Source organism: Mesorhizobium sp. B2-3-5 (assembly GCF_006442395.1).
GTDB lineage: Bacteria > Pseudomonadota > Alphaproteobacteria > Rhizobiales > Rhizobiaceae > Mesorhizobium.
This window is the reverse complement of the sequence record NZ_VFVX01000043.1, coordinates 18051-31524: the sequence shown is the minus strand read 5'-3', so window position 1 is coordinate 31524 and position 13474 is coordinate 18051. Positions and strand designations below refer to the sequence as shown.

General features: G+C 61.2%; 13 protein-coding genes and 1 pseudogene. 7 read left to right on the top strand and 7 right to left on the bottom strand.

Going from position 1 to position 13474, the window contains the following annotated elements; genetic code table 11:
• The 5 genes and pseudogenes from FJ958_RS28280 to FJ958_RS28260 all read right to left on the bottom strand — a co-directional run.
• Positions 1 to 274 (bottom strand): annotated as a pseudogene (locus tag FJ958_RS28280) (transposase); the annotation flags it as partial.
• Positions 275 to 447: 173 nt separating this feature from the next.
• On the bottom strand, positions 448 to 1074 hold the full coding sequence (locus FJ958_RS28275; protein ID WP_246679806.1) for an EF-hand domain-containing protein: 627 nt from the start codon (positions 1072 to 1074) through the stop codon (positions 448 to 450).
• Between the two features lie 477 nt (positions 1075 to 1551).
• Positions 1552 to 2643 carry an ABC transporter substrate-binding protein gene (locus tag FJ958_RS28270; protein ID WP_140748454.1) on the bottom strand — a complete coding sequence of 364 codons (1092 nt, stop codon included), beginning with the start codon at positions 2641 to 2643 and terminating at the stop codon, positions 1552 to 1554.
• The gene (locus FJ958_RS28265) at positions 2640 to 3995 is read right to left on the bottom strand and encodes a sensor histidine kinase (protein WP_246679805.1); all 1356 of its coding nucleotides are present in this window, start codon (positions 3993 to 3995) and stop codon (positions 2640 to 2642) included. The genes FJ958_RS28270 and FJ958_RS28265 overlap by 4 nt, the downstream gene beginning before the upstream one ends.
• Before the next feature lie 22 nt (positions 3996 to 4017).
• A complete protein-coding gene (locus FJ958_RS28260) occupies positions 4018 to 4695 on the bottom strand; it encodes a response regulator transcription factor (RefSeq protein ID WP_140748448.1) in 678 nt (225 codons plus the stop codon).
• A gap of 251 nt (positions 4696 to 4946) precedes the next feature.
• Between FJ958_RS28260 and FJ958_RS28255 the strand changes: the two genes are divergently transcribed.
• The 3 genes from FJ958_RS28255 to FJ958_RS28245 all read left to right on the top strand — a co-directional run bounded on the left by FJ958_RS28255 (position 4947) and on the right by FJ958_RS28245 (position 8059).
• Complete coding sequence (locus tag FJ958_RS28255) at positions 4947 to 5921, top strand: tripartite tricarboxylate transporter substrate-binding protein (protein ID WP_140748445.1); 975 nt, start codon at positions 4947 to 4949, stop codon at positions 5919 to 5921.
• Positions 5922 to 6048: 127 nt separating this feature from the next.
• Positions 6049 to 6522: a tripartite tricarboxylate transporter TctB family protein gene (locus FJ958_RS28250; RefSeq protein ID WP_140748442.1), complete on the top strand. Its 474-nt coding sequence runs from the start codon at positions 6049 to 6051 to the stop codon at positions 6520 to 6522.
• Positions 6523 to 6550: 28 nt separating this feature from the next.
• Entirely contained in the window at positions 6551 to 8059 is a 1509-nt protein-coding gene (locus tag FJ958_RS28245; RefSeq protein ID WP_140748439.1) for a tripartite tricarboxylate transporter permease, read from the top strand.
• A 199-nt stretch (positions 8060 to 8258) separates the two neighbouring features.
• Here FJ958_RS28245 and FJ958_RS31735 read toward each other — a convergent pair whose 3' ends face one another.
• Both FJ958_RS31735 and FJ958_RS28240 read right to left on the bottom strand, forming a co-directional pair.
• On the bottom strand, positions 8259 to 8411 hold the full coding sequence (locus FJ958_RS31735) for a hypothetical protein (protein ID WP_181176550.1): 153 nt from the start codon (positions 8409 to 8411) through the stop codon (positions 8259 to 8261).
• A 65-nt stretch (positions 8412 to 8476) separates the two neighbouring features.
• Positions 8477 to 9373, bottom strand: coding sequence for a GntR family transcriptional regulator (locus FJ958_RS28240; RefSeq protein WP_140748436.1), 897 nt, complete (start codon positions 9371 to 9373; stop codon positions 8477 to 8479).
• Positions 9374 to 9580: 207 nt separating this feature from the next.
• Between FJ958_RS28240 and FJ958_RS28235 the strand changes: the two genes are divergently transcribed.
• The 4 genes from FJ958_RS28235 (at position 9581) to FJ958_RS28220 (ending at position 13467) form a co-directional block, all read left to right on the top strand.
• A complete protein-coding gene (locus FJ958_RS28235; RefSeq protein ID WP_140748433.1) occupies positions 9581 to 10588 on the top strand; it encodes an ABC transporter permease in 1008 nt (335 codons plus the stop codon).
• Positions 10585 to 11370, top strand: coding sequence for an ATP-binding cassette domain-containing protein (locus FJ958_RS28230; protein ID WP_140748430.1), 786 nt, complete (start codon positions 10585 to 10587; stop codon positions 11368 to 11370). The genes FJ958_RS28235 and FJ958_RS28230 overlap by 4 nt, the downstream gene beginning before the upstream one ends.
• 94 nt (positions 11371 to 11464) lie before the next feature.
• Entirely contained in the window at positions 11465 to 12379 is a 915-nt protein-coding gene (locus FJ958_RS28225; RefSeq protein ID WP_140748427.1) for a sugar ABC transporter substrate-binding protein, read from the top strand.
• A 74-nt stretch (positions 12380 to 12453) separates the two neighbouring features.
• Positions 12454 to 13467: a zinc-binding alcohol dehydrogenase family protein gene (locus tag FJ958_RS28220; protein WP_140748424.1), complete on the top strand. Its 1014-nt coding sequence runs from the start codon at positions 12454 to 12456 to the stop codon at positions 13465 to 13467.
• The last annotated feature ends 7 nt before the right edge of the window (positions 13468 to 13474 follow it).

Sequence of the window (13474 nt, the reverse complement as noted above, 5' to 3'; positions counted from 1 at the left end):
GCGGGCAGGCTGGTGAGGGGATCATCGCTCAATTGGCCGACGCTTTCCAGAGTCATGTAGCGGGCGCGCTGCACTGCCCATTCGTCGTTCTGTTCGAGCAGGAGTGCGCCGACAAGGCGTACGATGGCATCGTCGTTGGGGAAAATGCCGAGGACCTCGGTTCGGCGCTTGATCTCGCCGTTGAGCCGCTCGATCGGATTCGTCGAGTGCAGCTTGGCGCGATGCTCCTTGGGGAGGTCATGTAGGCGAGCACGTCGGGCTCGGCGTCATCCATGACGCGACCCGATCCGGCGCAACCCAGCGTGCGAAGAACTGTGGAGTCGCCGGGACCAAGCGAACGACGGGCAGGCTGGGTGCGACCAACGCCCCAACACTAGGCATGCATCCTGACGGTTCAAGCCTTTTTCTTTTAGACCAGCCCGAATTTCAAGCTGAGACAGTAGCCAATCACGGCATTTCTTCACCACCGCCAGAGCCATGCAAGAAGGACTGGATTTCATCCATGTCGACCTTCCCGTCACCGTTCTGGTCGATTGCAGAGAAGATTCGGCCGACCGCCTCCTGGACCTCGTTCTCGGACAGCGACCCGTCACCATCCGTGTCCAGAAGCGCGAGTATAAATCGCATCCCGGTGCCGCGCATCATGCGAGGACCATGATTTCCGACCATTCGATGCTCACCGGCTGGGCCGCCATTTCGGTGCCGCTGCCAACCGTCTCCATGACGGGAAGCTTCCTCTTGACGGTTGTCACTCTCCTCTTGCCGATTGTTACCCTCCTTAGAGCTCCGATCCTGTTGCATTCTTTCCTGGACGGCTTGCTCAATCATCTGGCGAATCATTTCATGCGTCGGTCCACCGGCTTGTCCGTTCCCATCCGGCAGTTGCCCGGCACCGGGCTGTTGGGTCGTCGGGGTTGGTGCAGGTGTTCCGTTCGTCTGGGCGAGCGCAGGGAAGGTCGCGAACATAAAAGCGGCGGCCGCAGTGGTCGTGCAGCGTGGAAATCTCATGACATGCTCCATTGGTTGGTCGTGGTTTGCCTCAAGCTGATTGGCTGGCCCAAACTTGAAGTTCATTCCGATTGTTCCTCCCTGGAGGCCGATCACGATGAAGTTACACGATCCATGGGGGCATAGGCTTCACACACTGTGCCGACAGCAGCCGCACATTGCAGTGCAGTTTCCTTCTTCAACCTCATGGCAAATGGCGCGCCGAGCAGCACATAGGAGGAGGTCTGGCTTATCTACTGCCGCTCTCTTCTGGAGTGACATGCCTTGTAAAGGTCAGCCAAGCTGGACGGGTCAAGCGTTGTCCAAATACGAGAAATCCGAGCATGGTCTCCGTACACCAAGCATCGGATCGGATGTGAACACAGGAACATCGTTCGTGGTGTATGGAAAATGGTCGTTTGCCGACAACGTCGCGGGCAAATCGACGCTGGGCAATGCGCTCATGATCTGTACTTCTACCGTCGCTTTGAAGCTGCCGCGCGCCGAGGTGCGAGCTGGAGAGGGGAGCTCCGACTGGGGTACGTGGCCTCAAAGAGCACGCCATCAACGCTGTGGATGTTCTCCGATGTGTCTGCGCCAATCCTCGATAAATGTACTTCGCTGGATTTCGTCCTGTGCGGCAAGAAGCGCCGGGCCGATGCGGATGGGGCGGCCGATTCCCGAGTCCATCAATGCCTCGGGTCCGTCGACACCGACGGGCAGGGGGGCGTTCTCGGCAAAGAAGAATGAAGCGTCCTTCGCGACCTGCCGGCCGCGAGCCGACAGGAGATAGTTGAGGAAACGCTTCCCGAGATCTGGATGGGCCGCTGCAGCGGGAACCAAGGCACCCCGCGACAGAATGAGCGCATAGTCCCGGGGCAGCACGATGCGCAGATTTGGATTGGCGAGCACCGCCGCATAGGCGTAGGAGCCGAGCACGTTGTAGGCGATGCTGATCCGCCCCGCTGCAAGCTCGCCAAGCACTTCATTGTTGCAGCAGCGGACGATGGTTTCCACGCGGCTCAGAGCTTCGAGCAGTCGCCCGTTTGCTGTAGGCGCCTGGCGGGAGTCGTAGAATGCCAAAAGGTAGCCGATGCCGGAAGCCTGGATATCGTAGGTTCCTATGCGTGCATGGTAGGCGTCGGGCTTGCGTCGCAGGAGTTCCAGGAGCGCGTCGTGACTTCTCGGCACGTCCTCGGGCGGAACCCGGCGCCGGTCGTAAACGAACACGACGGGTTCGAACGTGAAACCGAAAACCTCGTCCCGCCAATTCGCCCAGTCTGGCACACTCCGTGTTTCCGGCGAGTCGTGCCGTTGGGCACAGCCATCGTTGGCGAGCCGAACCAACTGGTCGACCGACGAGGAGAGGAGGATGTCCGCCTCGGAGGTCCCCGCTCTGCATGCGTCCCGTGCCTCGCGGAAAAGATCGTTGGTGACGTAGTCTACGTAGTCGATCCGGATGTTAGGGTTGCGTGCCTGGAAATCGCGCAGCAGCGGTCGCATGGCCTCAAGATCCGTCGCCGCGTGGATGACCAGGTGGCCCGTCTCCTTCGCTGTCGCGGGAAAAATCTCGCTTTCACCTTCCAGGGCGCCGGCAAGGGTGGGGACCAGCCAGGCGAGCCCGGCGAGCGCGAGGGTGCGAATGCGCGCTGTCATGGCTTCCCTCCCACTAGCGGCAACTCCAGATAGACACAAAACGGCTCGTTTTCAGATCGCTTGCGGAAACCGAGCTGGCCACGCAGGACCGTCGCGACTTCCGACGCGATGGCGAAACCGAGCCCCGAGGACCCGCGCGCATCGGGGCTTCGCGAATAGAAGCGGCTGATGACGTTCGGCCAATCATCCTCCATGATCCCCGGTCCATCGTCGATCACCTCGATTCGACCGAAATTTTCTCGCTGGCGCACGCGCACCTCCAGTCTGGCGGTCGCACCATGACGCAGCGCATTGTCGATGACGTTGACGACCGCCTCGCGCAGGCTGAGCATGTCGCCCATCGCCATGAAGTCTTCATCCGCGGGTTCGAAGGAGACGATCATGTCGGGATCCACCGTAATCGGGACGGCGTTGCGAAATGCCATGCGTGCGACATCGTTCAGCGAGACGGGCACGAGCTGGACTGAGTCGAAGCGGTGGATGACCATTGCATGGTTGAGAAGCTGATTAGTGAAGCCGGTTAGTTCGAGAGTGCGGCTTTGAACGCGCTTCAGGTGACGGCGATCTTCCGGCGCAAGCCTCTGCTCGTCTATCAGGCTCACCTGGGCGGAAAGCGCCGTCAGCGGCGTGCGGATCTGGTGGGCGCTGTCGGCGATGTAGCGCTGCAGCAGTTTAATGCGCTCGTCAAGGCGGATGATGAAGTAATTGATGGACGTCACGAAGGGAGACAGTTCGTCGGGCACCGCGACAGCGAGGGGTGTAAGATCCTGCGGGTCACGCTGCCGGAGCGCGGCGGCGAGGTCATCGACTGGTCGCAGCGAGTAACGCACCGCCAGCGCTGTCCCGGCGACGGCAAGGAGGCTCATCAGCGCGACCAGCATCGTCGCCCGCACCGTCAGCTCCGAGGCAAGCGCATGGCGGGCCTCGACGGTCTGTGCCACGACGACATAGGCCCAGCCCGGCCCTTCGGGCATGCTCATGGCGTGCGACACGGTTACGGTGCGCACCGGGGCGCCCAGATAGGCGTCATCGCCGAAGATGGGGGCGGCGCGGCTCGCGGAAAGGTCCGCCTTGGCGGCCAGATCGGCATAGCCGGTAAGGGTCGCGCCCGAAGGGTCGATGACCCTGTAGAAGATGCGGTCGTCATTGGCGAGCCCGAGAAGTTCGAACGCCGAGGGCGGAAGGACGAACCGGAGATTTCCGTCGGCAACGCTGAGGCTTTCGCTCATCTGGAAGGCCGCGCCGAGGAGTAGCCGGTCATAGGCATCATCCGCGGCGGCGCGCGCGTAAATCCAGGCGGCGGTGATGAGTGTTCCCGCACCCAGCGCCAGAACGACGCCGACGCGCCCCATCAGGCGGGAGAACAACGAACTCCTATGCGGCATCGTCGGAGACCAGTTGATAACCGCTGCCCCTCAATGTGACGATCCGCGCTCGCGCGCCTTCCAGTTTCTTGCGCAGGCGCCCGATATAAAGTTCGATTGCGTTCTCGCCCGCGGCCTCCTCGAAGCCGAATAGCTGGTCCAGCAGTTCGTCCTTGCTGAAGACCTTGCCAGGACGCGAGGCGAGGATCTCGAGCAAGACGATCTCGCGGCGCTTGAGCTGGATCTCGCGCTTGCCCACCATCACATTGCGGTTGGTGCGGTCGAGGCTGATATCGCCACAGATGATGACGTTGGTCGGCTCGCCACCGCTTCGCCGTCGCAGAAGGACACGCGCCCTTGCCTCCAGCTCGCGAAAGTCGAAGGGCTTGACCAGATAGTCGTCGGCGCCGAGATCGAGCGCGCTGACCCGGTCGTCCACCTCGGAGCGGGCCGTCAGCACAAGGACGGGGACGCCGCTCCCCGACTGGCGCAGCTTTCTGAGGATGGAGAAACCATCCACGCCGGGGAGCATAACGTCGAGAATCACCAGGTCGTATTCGGTGAAGCTCAGGATTTCCGACGCGGCAACCCCATCGGTCTCCCAGTCGACGGTGTGACCCGTCTGGTGGAAGCGACGACTAATCGCTTCGCCAACGTCATGAGTGTCTTCGACCAAGAAAATACGCACGCGTCATGATTGCACGCGTCCGGGCCGCCAACAAGTTGGTGAAGGGAACCCCGTTCGCACCTGCGGCAGGAGCGTGACAGGATGGTGACAGGAATGCGGGCTAGTCTGATCCTGCCGGCCCGGTGGAGCGAAGGGACCGGTCCGGGAGGAAATCGGATATGTCCACTGACACGCCAGGCCCAATGGTCTGATGCAGTGATCGGCGTGCGGAATTCTCTTGTTACCGCTCAAGATCCTGTGGGAGGAACCCTATGAAACAGATTTTCAGCAGCGCCCTTTTCGGCGCGGCGATGGCCACTCTGGCGTTTGCAGCATCCGCACAGGCGGAACCGACGAAGCCGGAATGCATTGCCGGCGCCAAGCCCGGCGGCGGCTTCGACTTGACCTGCCGACTTGCGGCCAATGCTCTGCTCGAGACGAAGCAAATTTCCAAACCCATGGCCGTCACCTACATGGAAGGCGGAGTCGGCGCCGTCGCTTACAACCACGTCATCGGCAAGCGCGGCAAGGACGGCAACGTGATCACCGCAGCGTCGTCGGGATCAGCGCTGTTCCTGGCCCAGGGCAAGTTCGGTCGGTACGATGAGAATGCCGTGCGCTGGCTCGGTGCGCTCGGCGCCGACTATGGCGTGCTCGTCGTCGCCGCGGACTCGCCCTACAAGACCCTCGGCGAACTGGTCGAGGCCTACAAGGCCGATCCCGCAAGTTTTGCAATTGCCGGCGGCGGCGCCGTGGGCTCGCAGGACTGGATGAAGGGTTCGCTGCTCGCCAAAGCGGCCGGCCAGGAGCCTAAATCAATGCGCTATGTCGCTCTTGAAGGCGGCGGCGCGGTTCTGACCGCCCTCGAAGGCGGCCATGTGAAAGTCGGTTCGGGCGATGCGGCGGAGATGGTCAAGCACCATGTTGCCGGCAAGGTCCGCATCCTTGCGGTCATGTCGCCGGAACGTCTGCCGGGTGATCTTGCGGATGTTCCGACAGCGCATGAACAGGGCTTCGACATCGATTGGCCGGTCTGGCGCGGCTACTATGTCGGCAAGGATGTCTCGGATGCGGATTACGACTGGTGGCTGAATGCTTTCAAGAAGGCTTCCGAGACGTCGGAATTCGCCGAGGAGCGTAAAGCGCGCGGCCTGTTCGAGTTCACTCTCCTTGGCAAGGATTTCGAGGAGCGCGTGAAGGCGGATGTCGCCCGCTTCAAGATCCTCGCCAAGGAAGCCGGCATGTAGTGCGGCGCCCTCCCAGGCTCCCGTCAAGACACAACGCCGACGACCGTCGCCATCGGCAGACCGATGGCGACGGTCGCAAAGCAGCGGATAGCGGCGGCGGCAGGCTCAGAAAATAAGGGAAACTTCCATGTCTGATGAATCGCATTGCTCCCCGCGTGCCGTGCAGGTGATCGGCCGCGGCGCAGCCACATGTCTGCTCGCGCTTGCCGTCGCCTACGGCATTGGCGGAAGTGTCATCGAATACTCCTTCTCCTCAGATCCCCTCGGCCCGCGGGTCTTTCCCATGGCGCTTGCCGTGGTGCTCGGCCTGCTTGCCGTCTGGTATTTCTTCTCGCCTGGGTCTGCGGAGGGGTTTCCGTCCGGCGTCGTGCTTGCCCGCGTGCTCGCGGTGCCGGTTCTCCTGGTCGTTTCCGTCGTCCTGTTCGAACCGGCAGGCTTTGCCGTTTCCATTTTCATCCTAACGCTCGGCTCCGCATTCATCTTCGGCGCGCCGCCGGGTAAGGCGCTCATCGGAGCGGCCGGCCACGCCACCCTCTGGTGGGTCGTCTTCTCCTACCTGCTGGAAGTCTACCTGCCGTCCGGCACGCTCTTCGGACGCTGAGGCAAGGTCGGATCGGAAAGGTCAATCCATGAACCTCGAATATCTCTGGCAAGGCTTTGCGGTCGCTCTGACCGGACAGAACCTGCTCATCGGCCTCATTGGCTGCTTCATCGGTACGCTCGTCGGCGCACTGCCAGCCATTGGCCCCATCAACGGCATAGCCCTGCTGCTTCCCATTGCCTATACGATGGGCCTGCCAGCGGAGAGCACCATGATCCTGCTCGCGGCGATCTATTGCGGCGCCGAATATGGCGGCCGCATTTCCTCGATCTTGCTGAACGTGCCAGGGGATGCCGGCGCCGTCATGACGGCAATGGACGGCTATCCCATGGCACGCCAGGGGCGTGCAGGAGAAGCACTCGCCCTCTCTGGCATCGCCTCCTTCGTGGGCGGCATACTCGGTTCCATCGGCCTCGCGCTGTTCGCGCCCCTGCTGGCCGGTCTGGCGATTGGTTTTGGGCCCGCCGAATACTTCGTGCTGATGATGTTTGCCTTTGCGACACTGGGTTCGATGGTCGGCAGCTATCCAGCAAAGACGCTCATCGCCTGCACGCTCGGTCTGATGCTGGCAACGGTCGGTCTCGACGCCACGTCTGGCGCCTACCGCTTCACCTTCAACGAGCCGGAGCTTGGCGACGGCATCGAGTTCGTGGTGCTCGTCATCGGCTTGTTCTCGATCTCCGAAGCACTGATCATCCTGGAAAACCAGGGGCGTGGCATGACTGTAATCCGCGAACTGGGTCGGATGACCGCACGCATGAGCGATATCGTGAAGTGCACCGGCACGACCCTGCGCAGCTCGCTCATCGGCTTCGTCATCGGTGTTCTGCCGGGCACGGGCGCCTCGGTATCGAGCGCCATCTCCTACACGACGGCCAAGCGCTTGTCCGACACCGAAGGGACCTTCGGCAAGGGCGACGTGCGTGGTCTCGCCGCGCCCGAAGCGGCCAACAACGCGACGGCCTGCGGCGCCTTTGTGCCTATGTTGACGCTCGGTGTTCCCGGTTCGGGCACCACCGCCGTCATGCTTGGCGCGCTGATGCTCTACAACATCCAGCCGGGCCCTATGCTACTCACCGAACGGCCCGAGATCGTGGGCGGTCTCGTCGCCTCGCTATTTGTAGGCAACCTGATCCTGCTGGCACTCAACCTGCCGCTCGTGCAGATATTCGCTCGCGTCCTGACCGTGCCTAACTGGCTGCTCGTGCCGGGCATCTTGGTCCTGTCGATCGTCGGCGTCTATTCCACTCACTCGTCGGTCTTCTCGATCTTCCTGATGATGAGCATCGGCATGGTGGGTTGGCTCCTGCGTAAGGCGGGCTTCGAGATGGCGCCGATCATCCTCGGCTTCGTACTGGGCCGGCTGATGGAGGTGAACCTGCGCAATGCTTTGGCGATCAGCGGCGGTGATCCGTCTATCCTCTTCAGCAGTACCATCTGCAACCTGCTCTGGGTTCTGGCCGCGGCCGTCGCCATCGTGCCTTTCTACCTGTCGCGGCGTTCCCGCCGGCGCAAGATGCTGATGGCCGCCGAATGAGGGGGCCGCCAGGCGAGCGGCGCCTTACCGCCTGACGCGGACTGGCACACGTCCGGATCAAGTTGTGGCGATATTCTGGGCCGCGCCTCAGCCCGAAATTGCGTAGGCAGTGACCGGGCCGACCATGCGCCTCGTGCCGGTGAAGACGCGCCCGAGCAGCAGAGTTGCACCGAGTTCCGTAGATGCTCGACCCGCCAGCTCACGCGGATATCGAAGCGTTGCGACCCATGTGTCCGAGTTCGGGGTTGTGGCGCCGATTGGGCGGAACGGGATCGAGCAACTGCTTGCCGTCGTCAACGACGACAATGACAAGCATACCGGCCAGCGCGCGGGTGGGGGCCGAATCTGTCATGTGTCAACCTTTGGTCTCCAGATATTCCAGAGATACCCCGTTGCCATTCTGTGGGTCGGTTTCCATCATTCATTAAGTCCAATCAGCGAACGCATCAGCGTTGCTCTTGCCGAAGCCAGATGCGCTTCGCAGGCTCGCTCAATTCGCTCGGAGTCGCGGCTTTCAAGTGCCTCGATATAGGCGAGATGCTCAAGGATCGCCGCTTGGTTGCGCTGCTTTTCGTCCCGCTTGTTCCACTGATAGTGGTAATGGAAGATAAAGGTAATGATGTCATAGAAGTCGTCGATGAAGCGATTGGGCGAAGCTTCGTTTATGAGCCGATGAAATCGATTGTCTAGACCGGAGAAGTCGTGAAAGCGGCTTTCAATCCGCTTCAGCAGTTCGGTATGCGCGCTCTTGAGCGCGGCGAGTTTTCCCCACAGAGGAGAGTTGTCAGGCTGCCTCGAAAACAAATGCGCCGACCGTAACTCGAACATCACCCGGATCTCGAACAGCTCAAGGGCGAAGTCTTCGGTGAAGCCCTTGAATAGCCAGCCGGTATTCGGCCTTTTTTCGAGCAATCCAAATCGGCTAAAGCGAATGAGGAACTCGCGAATTCCATTGGTCGCAACGCCGAATTGCCGCGCAAGCTCGAGTTCGTTGATGCTGGTGCCGGGTCTGGTGTCACCCCGCAGCATCCACTCCATGAACTGCTGTTCGACGTGCTTGGCTCGGGACGTGGTTTCGTCGTCGGGGTAGTAGTCGCTATCCTCCACCGCGCGGCCCGCCGTCCTCACGCCGCCGCGCTCGGCGACAAGTTGGCGGTGAGCAAGTTCCTGTAGAACCTTTCGGACGGTCGTGCGGCTCACTCCCACTCGCCGTCTGAGCTCATTTTCGGAGGGCAATTCGCCCGCCAATTGTCCATCGCGCAGCATGGTGGCGACGCGGTTGAAAGCCTTCTTGTAGACGGTGTCGGTTCGCATCGGACTTGCCTCTCAGCAACCTTGTCCTTTTTCCATGAACTTTATCCATAAAAAACAACTTGACCAAGTGGGTTTGATTGTTTTTTATCGATAAGAGGAAGCTAAAATACAGCCTTGGTTCTGACGTCCCAAGCTTACGCAAGCCTGGGCGGGGAGAGGGTTTTGCCCAAAACGGAAAACACCAGCACCGCTGTTAGCCAAGCCTCAATGCTTGCGCCGAAGAGGCCGGGCGCCGTCCCTGGCCTGGCGCTCGGACTGGCATTGCTGAGTGCTGGCCCGGTCATCATATTGCTGTTGCTGATCGCCGTTCTCACTTTCCTGTCACCCTATTTCCTGACCGGGCGCAATCTCAGCAACATCCTCGGCCAGACCGCCGTCATCTCGGTTGTCGCAATGGGCCAGCATTTGGTCATCCTCACACGCGGCATCGACCTTTCGGTCGGATCGAACGTCGCACTGGCTTCCGTCGTCGGCGCCCTCAGCTTTCATGCCGGCGCTCCCGCCATCGCGGTTATCGCGGTGATGGTTGGCTGCGGTGCGGCGGTGGGCGCCATCAACGGGCTCTTCTACGTCTTCGGGCGGCTGCCGCATCCCTTCATAATCACCCTGGCAACCTTGAGCATCGCCAAGGGCTTGGCGCTTCAACTGGCCGATGGGCGCGCCATTCCTGGAATGCCGGATTCGATAGATGCGCTGGGGCGCGATGCGGTCTGGGGTCTGCCCGGATCGGTCTTTGTCGTTGCAGGCGTTGCCGCGGTCCTTTTCACTGTGGCCAGGACGATGGTCTGGGGGCGGTGGATTTACGCCGTCGGCGGTCGACCCGACGCAGCCTTGCGCATGGGCATTCCTGTGTCCTGGGTCCTGGTTTCGGTCTATGTGATCTCGGGGCTGTGCGCCGGCATTGGCGCTGTCATACTCGCCGGCCGCACCGACGCCGGTTCCCCCTTGTTCGGCAATCTGCTTGAACTGGATACGATCGCGGCGGTGATTATCGGCGGTGCCAGTTTTCTCGGCGGCCGTGGCCATCTCGGCCATGCCCTAATCGGCGCCATCATGATTGGCGTCATCCGCAACGCACTCAACCTGCTCAACGTGAACGTCTTCTTCCAGCTCATCGTCATCGGCGTAGTCATCGTTATCGCCGTCGAGTCCGACGTGCTGCGCAACTATCTCGAAGGGCGTGTGCGTGTCATGCAGGCTGGGAGGCAGCCATGACCGCCGTTGCGGCCAATGCCGGTCGTGCCGCCACTGCCGACCAACCCGTGCTGGCGGTACGCGGCGCCACAAAGCGTTTCGGTTCGGTTCTGGCTCTGGACGACGTCAGTATTGAGGTGCGCCGAGGCGAGATCGTCGGCCTGCTCGGCGACAATGGCGCGGGCAAATCGACGCTGACCAAATGCATCAGCGGCGTGCACCAACTCGATGCCGGGGCGATTGTCCTGGATGGTGCGCCGACGCAGATACGTTCCCCCGCGGATGCGCGCTTCGCCGGCATCGAGACCGTCTACCAGGATCTGGCGCTGTTCGACAATCTGACGCCCGGACAGAACTTCTTTGCCGGTCGCGAGTTGGCCTGGCCGCAATGGCTTCCGCGCGGCTTGCGATTTCTGCAGCAGCGCAGGATGGACGCCGAGACCCGTGTTCTGTTGGCAAACCTCAAGGTTACGCTACCTCGATTGGATGCCGTCGTCGCCATGATGTCGGGCGGACAACGGCAAGCCATCGCCGTGGCCCGGTCCACCGTATTTGCCCGCAAGGTTGTCATCCTGGATGAGCCGACCGCTGCACTCGGTCTGCGTGAATCACGCCAAGTGCTCAATCTGGTTGCTGCGCTCCGCGACCAGGGCAATGCCGTGATCCTGATCACTCACAATATGGAGCATGTCGTCGAGCTCGCCGATCGCGCCGTGGTGCTTCGCCAAGGCCGCAAGGTCGGTGAACTGGTGCCGACCAAGGATAACAAACAGGAGATGGTGTCCATGATCGTTGGAGCCTGATCCGTGCGAGATTTTGAGGACCGTTGCGGCCCTCAAATGCCTGAAGCGTTTCCCGCCGGGAGGCGTCTCAATTCAAGGGAGGAATGGAATGCCAATGAACCGAAAACTGTTCGCATGGATCGCCATCGCCGTTGCGTTTGCGGTGCCGGCTTCGGCCTCAGACAAGATCAAGGTCGGTCTGATCACCAAATTCCCGGTGCCGTTTTACTCGACCATGGAGGACGCGGCCAAGAAATACGCGGCCGCTCATCCTGAAATCGAGCTGGTCACCGGCCAAGGTCAGGCCGCCACCGACATTGAGGGCCAGATCGCGCTGATCGAGTCGATGATCACCCAAGGCGTCAAGGGTCTAGCGATCACTCCGGTCGATCCCACGGTTGCTCCGGCACTCGACAAGGCGGTCGCCGCCGGCATCAAGGTGGTTCTCGTCGACAACAGCATCCCCAACTGGAAAGGCCAGACGGCTTTGGTTTCGACCAATAACCTCAACGGCGGCAAGATCGCCGGAGAATATCTGAAGACCGTGCTCAAGAGCGGGGACAAGATCGGTATCCTGCAAGGTGTTCCCGGAGTGCCGGCACTGGATGACCGCGTCACCGGCATGATGGAGGGATTGGGCGACGTCAAGGTCGACGTCGTAGGCAAGGGTGCAACCAACTGCACGCTCGAGCTGGGCACGTCAGTGACCGAAGACATCCTGACCGCCAATCCCGATCTCAAGGCGATCTATTCGGCCTGTGGCCCGCCAGTTCCGGGCGCCGTCAAGTCGATAAGCAATGCGGGCATCGCCAAAGACAAGATCATTCTGGTGGGCTTCGACGCCTGCTGTGGTGAAATCGAAGCGATCAAGTCCGGTGCGGAAGACGCCAGCGTCGCACAATTTCCGGCGAAGATGGGCGAGCTTGGCATCGACACTGTCGTCAAGGCAATCCGCGGGGAGGCCGTCGAAGCCAACGTGGACACCGGCGCTGGCCTCGTAACGCCGCAGAACGTCAAGGACTTCGAATAAGCTCCCACACCTTGGCCCGGCGGTCTTCTCAACCGCCGGGTTCTTTTTGGAACACTCCAAGGAAGGTGATCCGCATGAAAGCGCTCGTTTGCCGACGACCCGGCGAACTGATCTTAGAAGATCGCTCCCCACCCGGCCCGCCGGGGGCAGGATGGGCGCTGGTCAGCATCAGCCATGTCGGTATATGTGGCACCGATTATCACATCTTCGAAGGCAAGCATCCCTACCTAGCCTATCCACGTGTCATGGGGCATGAACTCGCAGGCACGGTGACTGCGATCGGGGAAGGCGCCCCTATCCGCATCGGCGAACGCGTCGTCGTAAATCCCTATTTTGCTTGTGGCAGATGCATAGCCTGCCGTCATAACAAGCCGAATTGCTGCGCGGCGATTGAGGTGTTGGGCGTTCATCGCGATGGCGGTATGTGTGAAGAATTGCTCGTGCCTATCGACAATCTCTATCCGATCGGCAGCTTGCCGCTCGACCATGCGGCAGCGGTCGAATTCTTGGCCATCGGTGCCCACGCGGTGGGACGCTCCAAGCTTGCAGCCGGCACACGTGCTCTGGTCATCGGCGCCGGCCCTATCGGACTTGCCACGGCGCTATTTGCACGTATTGCCGGCCAGATAGTGACGATCATGGACGTCCGCCGGGAAAGGCTCGATTTCGCCGAAGGTCAACTCGGTTTCCCCGTTATCGATGGACTTTCGTTGTCGCCGGTTGACCTAGTGCGGGAGCGAACCGATGGCGAGTGTTTCGACCTTGTTTTTGATGCGACTGGCAACAAGGCGTCGATAGAGGCCGCTTTCGCTTATGTGGCGCATGGGGGAGCCTTGATAATGGTCAGCGTGATCAAGGAGGAGATCAGCTTTTCCGATCCCGAATTCCACAAGCGCGAGATGATATTGATGGGCAGCCGCAACGCGCTTCGAGTCGACTTTGACCACGTCATGGCGGCAATGCACGATGACACCGTTCCTGTGGCCAAGCTCATAACGCACCGCACGACCCTGCGCGACAGCCTCCGCGATATCCCGCATTGGGTCCACCAAAAGTCGGGGCTTATCAAGGCGGTGATAGCCGTTTAGGCTGTTA

Coding starts and splice junctions, on each gene's coding strand:
- FJ958_RS28270 (WP_140748454.1), bottom strand. CDS start 2,643: ATGACAGCGCGCATTCGCACCCTCGCGCTCGCCGGGCTCGCCTGGCTG.
- FJ958_RS28240 (WP_140748436.1), bottom strand. CDS start 9,373: ATGCGAACCGACACCGTCTACAAGAAGGCTTTCAACCGCGTCGCCACC.
- FJ958_RS28265 (WP_246679805.1), bottom strand. CDS start 3,995: ATGGGGCGCGTCGGCGTCGTTCTGGCGCTGGGTGCGGGAACACTCATC.
- FJ958_RS31735 (WP_181176550.1), bottom strand. CDS start 8,411: ATGACAGATTCGGCCCCCACCCGCGCGCTGGCCGGTATGCTTGTCATT.
- FJ958_RS28235 (WP_140748433.1), top strand. CDS start 9,581: ATGCTTGCGCCGAAGAGGCCGGGCGCCGTCCCTGGCCTGGCGCTCGGA.
- FJ958_RS28275 (WP_246679806.1), bottom strand. CDS start 1,074: ATGAACTTCAAGTTTGGGCCAGCCAATCAGCTTGAGGCAAACCACGAC.
- FJ958_RS28220 (WP_140748424.1), top strand. CDS start 12,454: ATGAAAGCGCTCGTTTGCCGACGACCCGGCGAACTGATCTTAGAAGAT.
- FJ958_RS28230 (WP_140748430.1), top strand. CDS start 10,585: ATGACCGCCGTTGCGGCCAATGCCGGTCGTGCCGCCACTGCCGACCAA.
- FJ958_RS28245 (WP_140748439.1), top strand. CDS start 6,551: ATGAACCTCGAATATCTCTGGCAAGGCTTTGCGGTCGCTCTGACCGGA.
- FJ958_RS28250 (WP_140748442.1), top strand. CDS start 6,049: ATGTCTGATGAATCGCATTGCTCCCCGCGTGCCGTGCAGGTGATCGGC.
- FJ958_RS28225 (WP_140748427.1), top strand. CDS start 11,465: ATGAACCGAAAACTGTTCGCATGGATCGCCATCGCCGTTGCGTTTGCG.
- FJ958_RS28255 (WP_140748445.1), top strand. CDS start 4,947: ATGAAACAGATTTTCAGCAGCGCCCTTTTCGGCGCGGCGATGGCCACT.